This is a genomic window from Nonomuraea sp. NPDC049269, from assembly GCF_043197155.1.
Taxonomy (GTDB): domain Bacteria; phylum Actinomycetota; class Actinomycetes; order Streptosporangiales; family Streptosporangiaceae; genus Nonomuraea.
In genome coordinates this window covers 170,331-185,384 of sequence record NZ_JBICSO010000005.1, presented here as the reverse complement: position 1 = coordinate 185,384, position 15,054 = coordinate 170,331, and the positions used below count along the sequence as shown (strand labels likewise).

Genomic DNA, 15,054 nt, shown 5'->3' with positions numbered 1-15,054 from the left:
TGGAACGGGAGCTTCACAGAAGCTCCTCTCGATACTGGTGCAGGCCCTCGAAGACGGGCGTGTCGGCGAAGCGGAACAGGTCGAAGCGGCTGCCGGCCCGGAACGACCACGCGCACCAGGACGGCACCACGACGAGATCGCCCCTGGTCAGGGTACGCTCCACGCCGTCGAGGGTGACCGTGCCCTCACCGTCGAACACCTGGTAGACCGACGACCCCACCTCCCTGCGCGGGGCGGTGACGGCACCGGGACGCAGCCGGTGGAACTCGGCCCTGATCGTCGGCATGACATCGCCGCCGGTGGTCGGGTTGGTGTAACGGACAGCGGCGTGGCCCGGCTCGACCGGCCCGGGATGACCCTCGTCCTCCAGCGCCAGCTGCTCGTCGAGCGCGCGGTCGGTGTGCTCCCAGCGGTAGGCGGCGATCGGCGAGCTGGGCGTGGCGCCCAGAGCCGAGAGCGGCCGCAGCCCCGGGTGCGCCCACAGCCGCTCCGAACGGGACACGTGCGGGGTCGTGGTGTCGGTGACCTGGTCGGGGCCGAACTCGAAGAACGAGGTGTCGGTGTGGTGGACGAACGGGATGTCCAGCCCGTCGATCCACGCCATCGGCGCGTCCGTGGTGTTGTGGTGGCCGTGGAAGTGCCAGCCGGGGGTGAGGAGGAAGTCGCCGCGCCGCATCGCCACCGGGTCGCCGTTGACCACGGTCCACACGCCTTCGCCCTCGACGACGAAGCGGAAGGCGTTCTGGGTGTGCCGGTGCTCGGGGGCGATCTCGCGCGGGCCCAGGTACTGGATGGCCGCCCACAAGGTCGGCGTCGCGTACGGCAGGCCGTTCAGCCCGGGGTTGGCCAGCGCGATCGCGCGGCGCTCGCCGCCCCGGCCGACGGGCACCAGATCGCCGGCCCGCTCGGCCAGCGGGTGCAGCGTCTTCCAGGCCCACACGTGTGGCCTGGCCTTCGGCTTGGGGTGGGCCGGCATCAGATCGCCGACCTGGGTCCAGAGCGGGATCAGGTGCTCTGCCGTGAAGTCGGCATAAAGCCGCTCTTCTGGGGTCATGGCGACCACGTTAGGACGAGATTCTGCATACTGCACTAGCATTCTGCTGTGAAGAATCGTCCTCCGTACGCGCTCGGGTCGGTCGACAACGTGCTCCTCCTCCTGCACATGCTGCGTGACCAGGGACGGCTCAAGGTCGCCGACGTGGCGCGCGAGCTCGGCATCGCCCGCTCGACCGCGCACCGGCTGCTGGCGATGCTGGTCTATCGGGACTTCGCCGTACAGGACGAGCATCACACGTACCTGCCGGGCCCCTTCCTCGCCTCCGCGCCGGGCGCCGCGAGCGGCTCCGCGCTGCGCGAGTTGCGGGCCAGGGCCAGGCCGGCGATGGAGGCGCTGTGCGCGCGGGTGCGGGAGACCGTCAACCTCATGGTGCGGGTCGGCACGGAAGTGCGTTTCCTGCACAGCGCGGAGTCCGCGCAGATCCTGCACGTGGGCGACCGCCGGGGCACGATCCTGCCCGCCGATCGCGCGTCTGGCGGCAAGGTGCTGCTGGCCGCGCTGCCCCGCGAGCGGCTGCGGGAGCTCTATCCCGATCTGCCGGACGCGGAGCGGGCCGCGTTGACGCGCGAGCTCGACGAGATCCGGGTACGCGGCTACGCGCTCAACATCGACGGCACCGAGCAGGGCGTCTCGGCCATCGGCTGCGCCGTGCACGACGGCCGGGGGTCGGCCGTGGCCGCGCTGTCGATCGCGGTGCCCTCCGCCCGGTTCGGCGGGGATCGGGTGGGGGTGCTCGCGGCGGAGCTGAGACGCGCGGTCGCCGAGGTCGAGCAGGCTCTGAACGACTTCATCTGATTTTAAGGATGGCCACCTAAGTTCGTGGTTGTGCTAGTGGACAAGGTCTCCAGCGTGACAGTGCCGGCTCGGCCACGACGACGCTGGAGAGCGTGGCCGGCCGTCGGGGTCGCGGTGCTGTTCGCGCTGGGAACGACGGTGCGGCTGGGCGGCCTGGAGGCCGGAGCCCTGCTGGTGCCGCTGGTCTCCCTCACGCCCTATTTCGCGCTCGCGGCGCTGGTCGTGCTGGGACTGGTGATCATCGCGCGGAACCGGGTCGCGATCGTGATCATGCTGGCGGTGTGCGTCTGTCTTGCCTGGTGCGTGGTCCCGCGGGCGGTCAGCGGTACGGCCGCGGCCACGGGGCGGCCGTTTCGGGTGCTGACCGCGAACCTCGCCGGCGGACGCGGAGACGCGGGGACGATCGTCGACCTGGCGCGCCGGCTGAACGTGGACGTGCTCAGCCTGCAGGAGCTGACCTGGTTGGAACGTGACAGGCTGGAAGCGGCCGGGCTGGCGAAGCTGCTGCCGTACCAGGTGGTCCAACCGGAGAACTGGGGGGCGGACGGCAGCGGCGTGTACGCCCGCCTCCCCCTGCGGGAGCGGACCGGAGTGTTCCAACCGGTCGGGCACCACATGCCCGTGGTGGAGGTGGCGCTGCCGGGCGGGTCGGCGGTGCAGGTCGTGGTCGTGCATCCGGTGGCGCCGGTGCCCTCCACGGTGGCGGAGTGGGAGGCCGGGGTCGCCACGCTGCCGCCCGCTGCTCCGGCCACCGGCCTGCCACGGATCCTGGCGGGCGACTTCAACGCCTCGTTGGACCATGCCGTGTTCCGGCGCTTGCTGGCCACCGGCTACACCGACGCAGCGGCGTCCACCGGGCAGGGCCTGGCGCCCACCTGGGGGCCGCGCAGGTTGCCGCCGCTGCTGACTCTCGACCATGTGCTGACCGACAGCCGTGCGGGGGCGGCCGGCGTACATGTGTACGACATTCCCGGATCGGACCATCGGGCGGTCTTCGCCGACCTGCGGGTCCAGCCGTAGGGCGTTCAGCTGGTCGAGTGGGCGATGGGCCGCCATTGGTCCAGCTCGCGGCGGACGAGATCAAGCTTGGCCTCCACACGCGCGACCGCGTCCGCGCCGAGTTGCAGGCGCAGCGGAGGCTCGCCGGCCTCCACGACGTCCACGATCGCGGAGGCGGCCTTCGCCGGATCGCCTGGCTGACGGCCGTCGTTGGCGGCCAGGGCCGCGCGAGTCGGGCCCGCACCGGCGTCATAATCCGAAATGGATGCGGGCTGGACTTGAAGGCTTGCGCCATTGAGGAAGTCTGTGCGGAAGCCGCCCGGCTCGACGATGATGACCCGCACACCGAGTGGTGCCAGTTCGCCGTACAGCGCTTCGGAAATGCCCTCAAGGGCGAACTTCGTCGCGCCGTACAGGCCCGTGCCCGGAAGCGTCGCGAACCCGGCCACCGAACCGATGTTCAGGACGCACCCGGATCGCTGGGCACGCAGCGTGGGCAGCGTCGCGCGCAAGGTGTTCAGCACGCCGAAGACGTTGACGTCGAACACGTCGCGTGCCGCCTTGTCGGACACCTCCTCGACCGCGCCCACGAGCCCATACCCGGCGTTGTTGACCACAACGTCGATCCGGCCGAACTCAGCCAGTCCCGCATCGACCGCGGCTCGCAGGTGCTCCTGAGAAGTGACATCCGCGGTCACGGCCAGCAGTCCGGCAGGCTTGTCCGGGTATGCCGTGAGCACCGCCTCCGCATCCCGAGCCATGGCAATGACACGGTGCCCCCGAGACAGTGCTTCGCGCACGATTTCCGCCCCGAGTCCCCGCGACGCTCCGGTGACGAACCAAACACTCATGATCTTTCCCCATCCGTTCGATCGGTTACGTCTCGACGCTATTAGCTAGAGTCGGCTCTAGATCAAGCGGTGTCGGGTGTGACGGGAGTCGCTCGTGGATCTGAGCATCGGTGAGGTGTCCAAGCAGAGTGGGCTGAGCGTCCACACGCTGCGCTTCTACGAGAAGGAGGGGCTGTTCGCCAACCCCGTACGCCGCACGCACAACGGGCGACGGATCTACCACGAGGAAGACCTCGAATGGCTGGCGAGCTGCACCAAACTGCGTTCATCGGGGATGTCGCTGGCGGCGATACGGCGATACGTCGAGCTGACCCGGCAGGGGCCCGGCAACGAGCACGAGCGTCTGGCGTTGCTGCGCGATCATGAGAAGCAGGTCGAGGCGCACATGCGTGAGCTGCAGGAATGCTTGGACGTGATCCGATACAAGGCCAGGATTTACGCGGAGTATGTCGCCCGCGGCCAAGCCGATGAGCTCTGGAATCCATCCCATCCAGACGCCGCAGCGACTGTCACCGATCCATGCCGTGATGCGCCTCGCGTGACAGCTGAGATCGCCGCCACCGATTGCCTGCCGCCCCTGCGGGAGCAGAGGCAGGCTTGAGGGCTCGTGGACTTCCTTTCAGCCGTCCAGATCGGCGCTCTCGTTCCGCTGACTCGGCCTGGCTGGGTCGAGGCGGGCCGGCACCTGCTCGCCGGACTCGAACTGGCCGTTCGCGAAGTCAATGACGCCGGCGGGATCGCCGGAAGACCGCTCGAGCTGGTGGTCCGCGACACCGCGGCTGATCCGCAGAGGGCCGCGGCGGCCGTGGACGAACTGGCTCGCCTGGGCGTGGCCGCCTTGGCGGGTGAGTATCACAGCGTCGTCGCCCGTGCCGCCGCCGCCCGGGCCGACGCCCTCGGCCTGCCGTTCCTCTGCTCGTCAGCGGTTCTCGACGCGCTCACCGAACAGCCGACGGAATGGGTCGCGCGCCTCGCCCCGGCGCAGTCCCACGGCTGGCGGATCTACGCGGACTTCCTCCTCAGCGCGGGCCACAGGCGAATCGCCCTAGCAGCCCAGTCGAGTGTCTACTGGGCCTCTGGGGCCCGCATTCTGCGGGACTACCTCGCCCCACGCGGCGGCACCGTCATCGACCTCGACATGAGCGCGCTCGCCCCCACGGCGGTGTGCGACGAACTCGTCGGCGATCGCGCGACAGCCCTCCTGCTTCTGGTCGGCCACCCGGAACCGGCCGTGTCGATCGTCAAGTCCGTCCGCCACGACCAGCGCCTCGCCGAGATCATGATCGGTGCTCCGGCCGGGCAACCGGAGTTCGCCGAATGGGCCACGTTGCTGGGCGACGACGGCGCCGCGATCCCGTTCTTGCGGTACCTGCCCGAGCGCCTCAGCCCACTCGGTGCCCGAGTCGAGTCAGCCCTCCGCGAGCGGCTGGCCGAAGCGCCCTCCTTCGTCGCCTTCGAGGGCTACGACACGGTCGCCGTCCTCGCCGACGTGCTGCGTTCTCACGGCGCGGACCGGGCGCGCACCGCCGAATCCTGGCCGCGCGTCGCGGTCGAAGGCACCCGCGGGCAGATCCGGTTCTCCCGTACGCCAGGCATCAGCGTGTGGCAGTGGGCTTGGACACCCATCCAAGTCGTTGATCGAGATCCGGCGGAACCCGATCGCTTTCGGATCCTCCACGCCACCTGAGAGAGCACGTAGGTATCTCTTTGTTCAGTGCGGAGTTGGGCAGTAGCACGAATCCCGGTAGCTCGGCGCCATCAGGTCGAGGCGGTTCGCGTATTCGGGTCGGCCGAGATCTCGGTACGCGCGCGCCCACAACGGCTTGAGATCAGCGAAGTAGCAGCTCGGTCCGCTGACGAAAGTGTCTTTGAGCGCGAGCAACGCTGTCGCCGGGTATCCGGCATCGAGCCAGCATGTGGCGGCGAGCAGCTCTGGTTCGAGCAGTGGGCGGTCCGCGACCACCGGCCTCCGATCGGCGTACGCGTCGGCTGGCGCGAGCACGCCGATGCCGTCCGCGCCGGGCTCGTGCCGCCACCCCTCCGGTACGTCAAACACGATGTCGCACTCGGTGTCCTCCCGGACGGTCGTGCCTTCCCACCATGAACCGGGAAAGGTCCGGTCCGGGGCTGGGTCTATGCGGAGTTCGGCGGCCAATCGGTCAACAAGCCTCTGGTCCTTGGCGCGCGCGTCGATGCGGTACTGGTTTTGGGCGAGCCACACGTCTGGGTCGCGCCCCGCCGGAGGCTCCGGGACCGGGTTCTCGCGCCACTGCCGCAGGGTCCACGACAGCATGAACTCCAGGCCGGTACGGGTGTCCGCGCCGATCAGGGTCACGCCGTGGTCATGACCGTTGGCCAGGACAACCGGATGGTCCAGCCGGCCAAGTTCCGGAGCGGGTACCAGCCAGCCGACGTCGCCGCCGTCGCCAAGGGAGCCGAAGGGCACGAACTCCGGCGTGGCGAAGTGCGGTACCGATAGCTGCCGATCCAGGTTCTCGAACTCCGGGTAGGCGTCGCAGCCATCGGGCGGGCGGGGAATCGTGGCCAGGTCGAACATGAAGTCGTAGTGAGACATCAGCAGGGTGTAATCGTAGGTTTCGTTCTCTTTGCAGAAGTCGTACGCGGCCTGCCAGGCGATGTCGATCAGCATGCGGAGCGCGGGCGGAGTGGGAAACGAGAAGAGGTCGTCAACCCATGGCGGCGCTGTCGAATCGGTCACGGCACCAGAGGATACTGATCGACATCAATCGCCGGGCGGGCAGCGAACCTGCCTATGCGCGTGAGCTCTAAGGCCGGATGAGTGTGCCTCCGCATCGGCCAGGAAGGATCTCGGACGGCATTCCGGCCCGGGAGGGCCTGCTTGACCATGGCAGTCAGGAGTGCGTCCAAGTCGATGATCTCCGCCGTCTCGTCCTGCCAGTGCTCGGCTTGAATCGATCGCTTGACATCGATCGGAGCATCCCTTCATGCACTCAGGAGCGGCGGCCCCTAATTCTTTCAATCGCATCGCCGTAAACTTTTATGCGTGCCCCATTTGTTTTATCAGCGCAAAATCATCTCTTAAAGATCATGAATTCTTTATTCTAGCCAAAGCGTCCCTTGGCAGGTACGGTAATCAGGCGGGAGAGGCAGTTACGGGGCATCCCAGGCCCACGGGGACACGGAGGGGAAATCGATGAATCTGACCCAGCAATCTACGCCGGCGCCGGCGCAGACCCTGCCTGCGGGAGACAACGAGGTCATCACCGGAGCCATGGGAGACTGCGTCTCCGTAATCGTGCTCTGGAACCAGGTCGGGCCCAACTACCAGAATGTCCGTGGCTACCACGGCTCCGGCGGATTCCAGGCCATCGACTTTCCTTCGCTGTTCAACGCGGTTCCGAACGCAGCGGGCACTCGCATCATCGGCTGCTTCAGTCCCCAGTCACTCTCATCGAACGATCTTCAGCGGTATACCGACTACTGCACCACGAACTTCCCCAACGCCCAGTCGGTCGTCGCGCAAGGGGGCGGCAACTATCGCGTGGTCAGAACGGGCGCCTGGCAACTCTGGCAGTAATCATCGTTAATCGCGTACCGCTTGACAATAATCGCCACCCGCCAACACGTTGGCGGGTGGCGATTATTGGTCGAGGTGCTGGATTTCGCGCCGAGCCGTCCGAGCCGCCCTCAGGTCCGATGAAGCGCAACACTCGCGGGTCGATTAACTCGAGCCAAGCGCATAGTCCGTGACCGACGCCTGGCACGATGAGGCTTCGCACTCGATAGCACCTTAATTGCCGGAGTCGTGTCGGGAATTGTGCCCGGTTGTAAACAGGTTGAATGTGCCGCACTGCGCGAGTCGCGGCTGTGTGCCGGATGGATCCACGCCGCGGCCCGTATCGGCCGGCTGCGTACTGTGCTCGACTACTCGTGTCTCAGGGTTGTGGTCGAGGCCCCATGCCGGCGAAGACCGCTTGGAGCACACGGTCGAGATAGTCAGGCGTCAGCGGCTCGTGTGTGATCAGTAGCCTGTAGTACAGCGGTCCTGACAGGACGTCGAAGGCCAGGTCCAGGTCGAAATCGGGGGCGAGTTGCCCCTGCTCTTTCGCGGCCTTGAGGCGGGCCAGGGTGTCGGCGGTCTGTGGCCGGATGAAGCGCTCGTTGAGGGCGGCGGCGACCTCGGGATTGTGCTGCGCCTCCCCTATCAGGTCCCGGTACAGCGGTCCCCACGGCGGCCGACCCAGTAGGTCAGCGGCCCGGGTCATAACCACACGCAGATCGGCCACGATGTCGCCGGTGTAGGGATGCTCCAGGCCCGCGGTTCGCGAGCTGAGATGGACGGCGGATTGGCGGCGGGCGTTCATGACACCACCTCCTATTACGACGATCCCGATGATCCGACCGCCTTCGAGACACGCAACGTGCTGTACCACTACGGGCCGGAAAAGCTGGTCATCGGGAAGTGCTGCGCGTTGGGCGAGGGGGTGCGGTTCATCATGAACGGCGCCAACCATCGCATGGACGGCCCTCGACGTTCCCTTTCCCAATCATGGGCGGTTCCTGGGCCGAGCACTTCGACCTCGTCACCGGCCTGCCCGGACGGGGTGACACCGTGGTGGGACATGACGTCTGGCTCGGCTACCGGTCCATGGTGATGCCCGGCGTCCGCATCGGCCACGGAGCGATCATCGCCTCCGGCTCCGTCGTCGTCGACGACGTGCCCGACTACGGCATCGTCGGGGGCAACCCGGCCAGGCTCATCCGCCGCCGCTACAGCGACGCCGACATCGATCGGCTCCTGGCCTTGGCGTGGTGGGACTGGCCGCTCCAGCACATCACCGAGCACATCCGTACGATCATGTCCGGCAGCATCGACGACCTGCAGAGGGCCGCGGCTGCGCAGGTGTAGGGGTACGTCGGGCCCGCCGCGCCGGTGGGGGTCGACGAGCCACTGCGCTGGATGCGCCGGCGCAACGCCACAGCCGCGGTGCCGGTGCGTTTCGCCGGGATCGACATCCCGGCGGCCGGTGGGTCCCTACTTCCCGCTCTGGCCCCCGTCGCCGACCACCTGCGCCGGGTCGACCCCGAAGTCCTACCGGCGATCCAGCAGGCCATGCGGGTCGCCGAATCGTTCGCCGGCGCCTCCGCGGCCTCGGCCGCACCGGCCTGGACCCGTCTGGCCACCGCCGAGCAGGACGCTCTCAGCGCGATCCTGATGCGCCTGCTCATCCGGTTCCGTGCCGTCGAGGTGCTGTACGTCTCCCGCGCCGACCGGCACAGCTATGACATCGCCCGGCATCACCTCGAGGCGGCCTGCCACGCCGACTACGGCTTCCGCGCCATGGCCGGCCTGTACGCCGGAAACGGCCTGACCGCCGACACCTCGGCCCGGGACGTCTACATGGCCGGGTCGCTCCCTGGGCGATGACTACGTCGCCCTCGCGCTGACCAGCATCACCGGGTACACCGCCGACATGCGCCCCGACGAGAGCGCGCGCTTCGGTTTCGCCATCGACAACACCGCGCTGGAGGCGCCCGAGCCGGGCAGCGTCGAAGCCGCCTTCGCCGACGCCGACCTGGGGCTCAGCCTCGCCGATCTCCGCCAGGCACGTACGGAGGCTGCCGGCCTCGGCCCCGACCGCCTCCGGATCCAGAGCGCCTACCTGCACACCCCTGTCCTCGACGCGTTCGACGGCATCCTCAGCACCCCGACCTCCACCGTAACCGACGCATCGCGCAAGGCCCGCCAGGCCGAACGCTACCGGCACGAGCGGATCCTGCTGGCCGGTGACGCGGCGCATCTGTTCCCGGCCACCGGGGTGGCCATCAACGCCGGCATGCTGGACGCGGTCAACCTGGCCTGGAAGCTGGCCGCCGACCTCCACGGCCACGCCCCGGCCGGCCTGCTGGACACCTACCACGACGAACGCCACCTCGCCGGCGCCCGTACGATGCTGCACGCCCGAGCCCAGGTGGCCCTGCGGCGCGGGCACGACGTAGCCGCCGAAGCACTGCGGGAAGTCTTCTCCGAACTGCTCACCGACGAACAGCCGCTGCGCCGCATGGGAGCGCTGGTCGCCGGCACCGACATCCGCTACCCGATGCCCGGCTCCAGCCATCACCGGCTGGCCGGCACCTTCGCCCCCGACCTCACCCTGCACACCGACCAGGGCATGACCAGCGTCGCCGACCTCCTGCACCCCGCCCGGCCCATCCTCCTCGTCCTCGCCGACCGCCCGGACCTGCGCCAGGCCGCCGGAGACTGGCAGCATCGTGTCGACCTTCACACCGCCAAAACCGATGACCGACCGGCCGACGCCCTGCTGATCCGCCCGGACGCCCACATCGCCTGGGCCGCGACCATCGACGAACCCGCCGACACCGCCGCGCCCGCACTGCGAGAAGCACTCACCAGCTGGTTCGGCGCACCCTGACACCTTTGAGACGACGCGGCAGCTGACCTGCCCTCATGTCAGCTGCCGCGTCAGCACGGCAACGGCCCGGTATCAGGCAGAACGGCGATGGTGGACGCCATGAACAGTTCAGCGATCGCGGCCCCAAGGCCGGGCGAGATCCCCTCGGGCGTAACAGATTCGAAGGAGCACACCACCATGTCCATCACCCTGACCGACCAGGACAAGGCCACCCTGCGCACCGCCGCGTACGGCGCCGTCTCGCTGATGGCCGCCGCTGGTGCCGCCGGCTCGCCCCACAAGATCGCCACCGCCGGCTCCATCGCCCTGGCGTCGGCGACCGGCCTGACCGGGCACGTACTCGCCGCGAAGAGCAAGGACATCAACCTGTACGGCAAGTCGGTGGCCGAGTTGGCCGACCATGTGTTGCCGAGCCTGACCGCGGCCATGAGCCTGCTCAACAAGCAGGACCCGGCCGAGGCCGACACCTTCCGCCGCACCGTCATCGTCGCCATCGAAGCAGCCACCGGCAAGCCCAGTCCCACCATGGCCGAGATGGCCCGCAAGATCACCGCGGCCCTCGACGCCGCTTGATCAAATATCGACCCGCGCAGGTGTCACGCCGGGTCTCGCAAGATCGAACACTGTATGCAAGGAGATTGATGATGGAAACTGGCAAGGGCGGCTTCCCCGAGGCGGGGTTGCGCAGGCTTCGTGAGGTGCTGGCCCGGCATGTCGATTCCGGGAAGATTCCCGGGCTTGTCGCCCTGGTCGGCCGGGGCGGTGAGACGCACGTCGAGGCGCTCGGGGATGGACATGACGGCACTGGGCACCCCGATCATGGGCGCGATCTTCGAGCAGGGGCTCACCCCCGACCTGCCGGAGCCGATGCCCGGACCGGATGAGTGGATACGCCGTCTCGGCACGCTGCCGCTGATGTACCAGCCCGGCGAGCGCTGGCAGTACCAGATCAGCCACGACGTGCTCAGCGTGCTGGTGGCCAGGGTCACCGGCCAGCCGTTGGAGACGTTCCTGCGCGAACGCGTCTTCGGCCCGCTAGGCATGGCCGACACCGCCTTCCACGTACCCGCCGACAAGATCGACCGGCTGCCGACCCTGTACGCCCCCGACCCGCAGACCGGCGAGTTCCACGTGTGGGACGAGGCCGAAGACGGACGCTGGAGCCGCCCTCCCGCCTTCCAGGGCAGCGGCGGCGGACTCGTCTCCACCGTCGACGACTACCACGCCTACTTCCAGATGCTGCTCAACGGCGGGACACACGACGGCCGGCGGATCCTGTCCCGGCCCGCCGTCGAACTGATGACCACCAACCGCCTCACCCCCGAACAGAACACCGCCCGCACCGCCATGGCCACCGACAACGTCCACCTCTCCTACGGCCAGGGCCAGCACGGCGGCTGGGGCTTCGGCATGGCGGTACGCACCTACCGCGGCGACTACGCCCCCATCGGCCAGTTCGGCTGGGACGGCGGCAGCGGCACCTCCACCTACGCCGACCCGAGCAACCAGCTCACCGGACTCCTGCTCACCCAGGTCGGCATGTCCGTCCCGAATTCAGCCCGGCTCATCCACGACTTCTGGACCACGCTCTACCAGGCACTCGACGACTGACCCTGCCTTCGAGAAGAAGACATAGGCGTAAAAGGCCTTAGAGCCAGTCGCGGCGCTTGAAGACCGTATAGAGGACCAGGCAGACCACACCCATCAGCAGCATCGCGAACGGGTAGCCGAACGCCCAGTGCGTCTCGGGCATGAAGTCGAAGTTCATCCCGTAGATGGTGCCGACCAGCGTCGGGGCGAAGAGGATGGCCGCCCAGGCGGAGATCTTCTTCACCTCCTCGCCCTGCCGGATGCTGGCCTCGGTCATCCTGGCGATCTCGTCGTTCTGCGCCTGCGTCACCAGCGTCGAGTTGACCAGCAGGATGTCCTGGAGCATCTGCCGGAAGGAGACCACCCGCTCGTTGACCGTGATGGTGTGGTCGGCCACGTCACGCAGGTAGCTCTGCAGTTCGTCGTTGACGCCGTACTTGGCCGCCCCGGCGATGAACCCGTCGATCATCCGCACCAGCGGCACGGTGGCCCGCTGGAACTCGATGACCTCGCCCGACAGCTCGTAGACGCGCCGGGACACGGACGGGTCGCCGCCGAACACCTGGCCCTCGATCTCCTCGATGTCCTTCTGCAGCCCGGCGACCACCGGGGCGTAGCCGTCGACCACGGCGTCGAGGATGGCGTACAGCACCGCCTGCGGGCCCTGGCGGAGCAGCTCGGGGTCCGACTCCATGCGCTTGCGTACGGCCTGCAGGTCGGGCGCCTCCGCATGCCGTACGGTGATCACGAAGTTGGCCCCGACGAAGACGTGCAGCTCGCCGAACGCGACCTCCTCGACGTCGTCGAGGTAGCGGGCGGCGCGCAGGACGACGAACAGCATGTCGCCGTAGCGGTCGGCCTTGGGCCGCTGGGAGCCCACGATGGCGTCCTCGATGGCCAGCGGGTGCAGCTGGAACTCCTCGGCGAGCTTGGCCAGCTCCCAGTCCTTCGGCCGGTAGAGGCCGATCCAGGCGAGGCTGTCGGGCAGCTCCTTGAGGCGTTCGAAGGCGTCGGCCAGCGAGCCGGGGTTGTCGACCCGCTTGCCGTCCTGGTAGATGGCGTTGTCGATGACGGTCGGCTGGTAGGGCGCCTGTTCGCCGGCGCGCGGGTCCATCGAGTGTTCGGGAGCCGCCTCGCGGGCGCCGCCTCCGTTACCTCGTCCGAACCCCTTCAGCCGTGCCATGTGTGCCCCTTACTGGAAATCTGCCGCAAGCTCGTCGAGTGCCCGCGTCGCCCGGTCTCGGATGGACTTGCGCCACATGGGCGTCCAGCCGAACAGCAGCCCATGCGGCCTGCCCAGCGCCATCCGGGACCAACGCCTGAAGTCGAAGTCGTCGTGATGCCTGACGATCACGCCGTCCTCGAACCTGAACAGCGCGTCGATCTCGTTGACCACCTCGCGGCCCGTGCTGGAGAAGGTGTAGCGGGAGGACCAGTGCGCCGTGCCGGTGAACTCGTCGGCCGTCACGCCGCTGAGCTCCGACTTCAGGCCGTCGCGTACACCCAGTTGCAGCCGCCACATCGCCATCACCCTGCGCCGGCCCTCCACCTCCAGGAAGACGGGGTCACCGAAGCTCACCTCGGGGTGATAGCACCTTTCCATCGCCGCGTAGTCGGCGCGGCCGAGTGCCTTGTAGAAAGCGCGGATCAGCGCCACGTGCTGGTCGTTCACCCTGCCTATCAGACCATGTTTATCGCGTTATGCCAGCATACGGCCCTCAACCAGTCTTCTCCCAGGTCGAGCCGGTGAAGAGCACGCAGCTGGTGCGCGTACGAATATGGAATTGTCGGGAAATCGGTGCCAAGCACCACCTTCCCCGCCAGACCAAGATCAAGCAGCGCGGGCCGCAACCTGTCTGGAAAAGGCATCCTGACCTGGGTGAAGTCGGTGAAGGCCATGGTCGTGTCGAGCGCCACCCGCTCGTAGCGGGCAGCCAGCTCGAAGAACGGGTCGTACTCGGGCATGCCCAGGTGCGCGATCACCACCCGCAGCCGGGGATGCCGGCGGAGCACCGCGCCGATCGGCTCAACCCCCAGGAAGCCGCTGTCGACCGGCACCGAGCTGGCGTGCACGATCACCGGCACGCCCGCCTCGGCGAGCAGGCCCCAGATCTCGTCCAGTTCGGGCGCCCTCGGGTCGAACCCGCCCACCTGGAGGTGCACCTTGAAGATCCGCGCGCCGAGCTCCAGCGCCCGCCGGACGTAGCCGGTCGCGCCCGGCTCCGGGTAGAAGGTCGCGGACGGCAGGCAGCCCGGGGTACGACGGGCGAAGTCGAGCGTCCAGTCGTTGAGCTCGGCGGCCATGTCCGGCTTATGGGCATAGGCGAGAGCGGGGAAGGCCCGCACGCCCAGCTCGCGCAGCCGGGCGACCCGCTCCTCCACCGGCCACAGGTACTGGATCTTCCAGCCGTTCCCCATGAGTGGCCCGCCGTGGGTGAAATGGTGCCAGACCCGGCGTTCCATGCGCTCTGGCAGGAAGTGCACATGCAGGTCGATCAGCCCCGGCAATCCCAGTTCTCGCCACCATTCCGGAACCTCGGCATCAGAATCCCGTTCTGTGAGCACGACTGAGACTTTAGCTGGATAGGGTCATACCTCGATGGACAAGCTCTGGGCCCACCTGATCGAGGTTCAGCCTGCCCCCGACCCGTGGGTCGTGGTGGTCTCGGCACTCGTCGCGTTCGCGATCGTCAGCTTCGGCATGTCCTGGCAACTGTCCAGGGGCCTGATCACGATCGCCCACGAAGGCGGCCACGCGCTGATGGCGCTGGCCACCCGCCGCAAGCTCGAAGGCATCCGGCTGCATTCGGACACCTCCGGCGTGACGCTGACCAGGGGCCGGCCCACCGGCCCCGGCATGGTGCTGACCGCGCTCGCGGGCTATCTGGCGCCGTCGCTGCTCGGCCTGGCCGCCGCGTGGCTGACCGAGCAGGGGCGCATCACGCTGCTGATGTGGACCGTGCTGCTGTTCCTGGTCTGCATGCTGCTGCTGATCCGCAACCTGTACGGCGCGCTGATCCTGCTCGCGACGGGCGGCGCGGTGTTCGCCCTGTCGATGTACGCCCCGGACAACGTGCAACAGGTCGTGGCCCTGGTGGCGGTCTGGTTCCTGCTGTTCGGCGGGGTGCGGCCGATCATCGAGTTACAGCGCAAGCGGCGCAGGCGGCAGGCACGTGACTCCGACGCCGACCAGCTCGCCAGGTTGACCTTCCTGCCCGGCGGCTTCTACGTGTTCTTCTTCCTGCTCGTGGCGGGCGCCTCAGTGGTGGGCGGCGCCTATCTCATGAATCCCCTCTAGCGACAATCCCTCCAGGTCCGGCAAATCACATTAAACTCGCCCGTGACA

General features: G+C 68.1%; 18 protein-coding genes. 11 read left to right on the top strand and 7 right to left on the bottom strand.

Annotation, left to right across the window (positions count from 1 at the left end):
* Window positions 1-13: 13 nt before the first annotated feature.
* The gene (locus tag ACGFNP_RS28430) at window positions 14-1,096 is read right to left on the bottom strand and encodes a cupin domain-containing protein (protein WP_393324057.1); all 1,083 of its coding nucleotides are present in this window, start codon (window positions 1,094-1,096) and stop codon (window positions 14-16) included.
* Between the two features lie 6 nt (window positions 1,097-1,102).
* Between ACGFNP_RS28430 and ACGFNP_RS28425 the strand changes: the two genes are divergently transcribed.
* Both ACGFNP_RS28425 and ACGFNP_RS28420 read left to right on the top strand, forming a co-directional pair.
* The gene (locus tag ACGFNP_RS28425) at window positions 1,103-1,852 is read left to right on the top strand and encodes an IclR family transcriptional regulator (protein ID WP_393324054.1); all 750 of its coding nucleotides are present in this window, start codon (window positions 1,103-1,105) and stop codon (window positions 1,850-1,852) included.
* 54 nt (window positions 1,853-1,906) lie between these two features.
* Window positions 1,907-2,872, top strand: coding sequence for an endonuclease/exonuclease/phosphatase family protein (locus ACGFNP_RS28420; RefSeq protein ID WP_358313132.1), 966 nt, complete (start codon window positions 1,907-1,909; stop codon window positions 2,870-2,872).
* A 5-nt stretch (window positions 2,873-2,877) separates the two neighbouring features.
* Here ACGFNP_RS28420 and ACGFNP_RS28415 read toward each other — a convergent pair whose 3' ends face one another.
* Window positions 2,878-3,702: an oxidoreductase gene (locus ACGFNP_RS28415; protein ID WP_393324050.1), complete on the bottom strand. Its 825-nt coding sequence runs from the start codon at window positions 3,700-3,702 to the stop codon at window positions 2,878-2,880.
* 94 nt (window positions 3,703-3,796) lie between these two features.
* Here ACGFNP_RS28415 and ACGFNP_RS28410 point away from each other — a divergent pair, with 94 nt between their 5' ends.
* Window positions 3,797-4,303: a MerR family transcriptional regulator gene (locus ACGFNP_RS28410; protein ID WP_393324047.1), complete on the top strand. Its 507-nt coding sequence runs from the start codon at window positions 3,797-3,799 to the stop codon at window positions 4,301-4,303.
* 6 nt (window positions 4,304-4,309) lie between these two features.
* Window positions 4,310-5,389 carry an ABC transporter substrate-binding protein gene (locus ACGFNP_RS28405; RefSeq protein ID WP_393324044.1) on the top strand — a complete coding sequence of 360 codons (1,080 nt, stop codon included), beginning with the start codon at window positions 4,310-4,312 and terminating at the stop codon, window positions 5,387-5,389.
* 24 nt (window positions 5,390-5,413) lie between these two features.
* Here ACGFNP_RS28405 and ACGFNP_RS28400 read toward each other — a convergent pair whose 3' ends face one another.
* Window positions 5,414-6,421, bottom strand: coding sequence for a hypothetical protein (locus ACGFNP_RS28400; RefSeq protein ID WP_393324041.1), 1,008 nt, complete (start codon window positions 6,419-6,421; stop codon window positions 5,414-5,416).
* Between the two features lie 456 nt (window positions 6,422-6,877).
* Here ACGFNP_RS28400 and ACGFNP_RS28395 point away from each other — a divergent pair, with 456 nt between their 5' ends.
* Window positions 6,878-7,261 (top strand): hypothetical protein, encoded by a 384-nt coding sequence (locus tag ACGFNP_RS28395; RefSeq protein ID WP_358313148.1) that lies wholly within the window; start codon window positions 6,878-6,880, stop codon window positions 7,259-7,261.
* 358 nt (window positions 7,262-7,619) lie between these two features.
* Here the strand turns inward: ACGFNP_RS28395 and ACGFNP_RS28390 are convergent, their stop codons facing one another.
* Window positions 7,620-8,048: a TetR-like C-terminal domain-containing protein gene (locus ACGFNP_RS28390; RefSeq protein ID WP_358313151.1), complete on the bottom strand. Its 429-nt coding sequence runs from the start codon at window positions 8,046-8,048 to the stop codon at window positions 7,620-7,622.
* Window positions 8,049-8,233: 185 nt separating this feature from the next.
* Here ACGFNP_RS28390 and ACGFNP_RS28385 point away from each other — a divergent pair, with 185 nt between their 5' ends.
* The 5 genes from ACGFNP_RS28385 to ACGFNP_RS28365 all read left to right on the top strand — a co-directional run bounded on the left by ACGFNP_RS28385 (window position 8,234) and on the right by ACGFNP_RS28365 (window position 11,729).
* On the top strand, window positions 8,234-8,593 hold the full coding sequence (locus tag ACGFNP_RS28385; RefSeq protein ID WP_393324036.1) for a CatB-related O-acetyltransferase: 360 nt from the start codon (window positions 8,234-8,236) through the stop codon (window positions 8,591-8,593).
* Between the two features lie 51 nt (window positions 8,594-8,644).
* A complete protein-coding gene (locus tag ACGFNP_RS28380) occupies window positions 8,645-9,112 on the top strand; it encodes an erythromycin esterase family protein (protein WP_393324033.1) in 468 nt (155 codons plus the stop codon).
* 46 nt (window positions 9,113-9,158) lie between these two features.
* Window positions 9,159-10,118, top strand: a complete 960-nt coding sequence (locus ACGFNP_RS28375) for an FAD-dependent monooxygenase (protein ID WP_393324030.1) — start codon at window positions 9,159-9,161, stop codon at window positions 10,116-10,118.
* A 177-nt stretch (window positions 10,119-10,295) separates the two neighbouring features.
* Window positions 10,296-10,691: a hypothetical protein gene (locus ACGFNP_RS28370; RefSeq protein WP_358313163.1), complete on the top strand. Its 396-nt coding sequence runs from the start codon at window positions 10,296-10,298 to the stop codon at window positions 10,689-10,691.
* A gap of 216 nt (window positions 10,692-10,907) precedes the next feature.
* On the top strand, window positions 10,908-11,729 hold the full coding sequence (locus ACGFNP_RS28365; protein WP_393324026.1) for a serine hydrolase domain-containing protein: 822 nt from the start codon (window positions 10,908-10,910) through the stop codon (window positions 11,727-11,729).
* 37 nt (window positions 11,730-11,766) lie between these two features.
* On the opposite strand, the gene corA is transcribed toward ACGFNP_RS28365, so the two are convergent.
* The 3 genes from corA to ACGFNP_RS28350 are packed head-to-tail and all read right to left on the bottom strand — an operon-like array spanning window position 11,767 to window position 14,273.
* Complete coding sequence (corA, locus tag ACGFNP_RS28360) at window positions 11,767-12,891, bottom strand: magnesium/cobalt transporter CorA (RefSeq protein ID WP_358313168.1); 1,125 nt, start codon at window positions 12,889-12,891, stop codon at window positions 11,767-11,769.
* A 9-nt stretch (window positions 12,892-12,900) separates the two neighbouring features.
* Window positions 12,901-13,380, bottom strand: a complete 480-nt coding sequence (locus ACGFNP_RS28355) for a nuclear transport factor 2 family protein (RefSeq protein ID WP_358313171.1) — start codon at window positions 13,378-13,380, stop codon at window positions 12,901-12,903.
* A gap of 8 nt (window positions 13,381-13,388) precedes the next feature.
* Entirely contained in the window at window positions 13,389-14,273 is an 885-nt protein-coding gene (locus tag ACGFNP_RS28350; RefSeq protein WP_393324022.1) for an amidohydrolase family protein, read from the bottom strand.
* Between the two features lie 34 nt (window positions 14,274-14,307).
* Between ACGFNP_RS28350 and ACGFNP_RS28345 the strand changes: the two genes are divergently transcribed.
* On the top strand, window positions 14,308-15,006 hold the full coding sequence (locus ACGFNP_RS28345; protein WP_358313232.1) for a M50 family metallopeptidase: 699 nt from the start codon (window positions 14,308-14,310) through the stop codon (window positions 15,004-15,006).
* The last annotated feature ends 48 nt before the right edge of the window (window positions 15,007-15,054 follow it).

Coding starts and splice junctions, on each gene's coding strand:
- ACGFNP_RS28390 (WP_358313151.1), bottom strand. CDS start 8,048: ATGAACGCCCGCCGCCAATCCGCCGTCCATCTCAGCTCGCGAACCGCG.
- ACGFNP_RS28430 (WP_393324057.1), bottom strand. CDS start 1,096: ATGCTAGTGCAGTATGCAGAATCTCGTCCTAACGTGGTCGCCATGACC.
- ACGFNP_RS28370 (WP_358313163.1), top strand. CDS start 10,296: ATGTCCATCACCCTGACCGACCAGGACAAGGCCACCCTGCGCACCGCC.
- ACGFNP_RS28345 (WP_358313232.1), top strand. CDS start 14,308: ATGGACAAGCTCTGGGCCCACCTGATCGAGGTTCAGCCTGCCCCCGAC.
- ACGFNP_RS28380 (WP_393324033.1), top strand. CDS start 8,645: ATGCGCCGGCGCAACGCCACAGCCGCGGTGCCGGTGCGTTTCGCCGGG.
- ACGFNP_RS28415 (WP_393324050.1), bottom strand. CDS start 3,702: ATGAGTGTTTGGTTCGTCACCGGAGCGTCGCGGGGACTCGGGGCGGAA.
- ACGFNP_RS28385 (WP_393324036.1), top strand. CDS start 8,234: ATGGGCGGTTCCTGGGCCGAGCACTTCGACCTCGTCACCGGCCTGCCC.
- corA (WP_358313168.1), bottom strand. CDS start 12,891: ATGGCACGGCTGAAGGGGTTCGGACGAGGTAACGGAGGCGGCGCCCGC.
- ACGFNP_RS28375 (WP_393324030.1), top strand. CDS start 9,159: ATGCGCCCCGACGAGAGCGCGCGCTTCGGTTTCGCCATCGACAACACC.
- ACGFNP_RS28365 (WP_393324026.1), top strand. CDS start 10,908: ATGGACATGACGGCACTGGGCACCCCGATCATGGGCGCGATCTTCGAG.
- ACGFNP_RS28395 (WP_358313148.1), top strand. CDS start 6,878: ATGAATCTGACCCAGCAATCTACGCCGGCGCCGGCGCAGACCCTGCCT.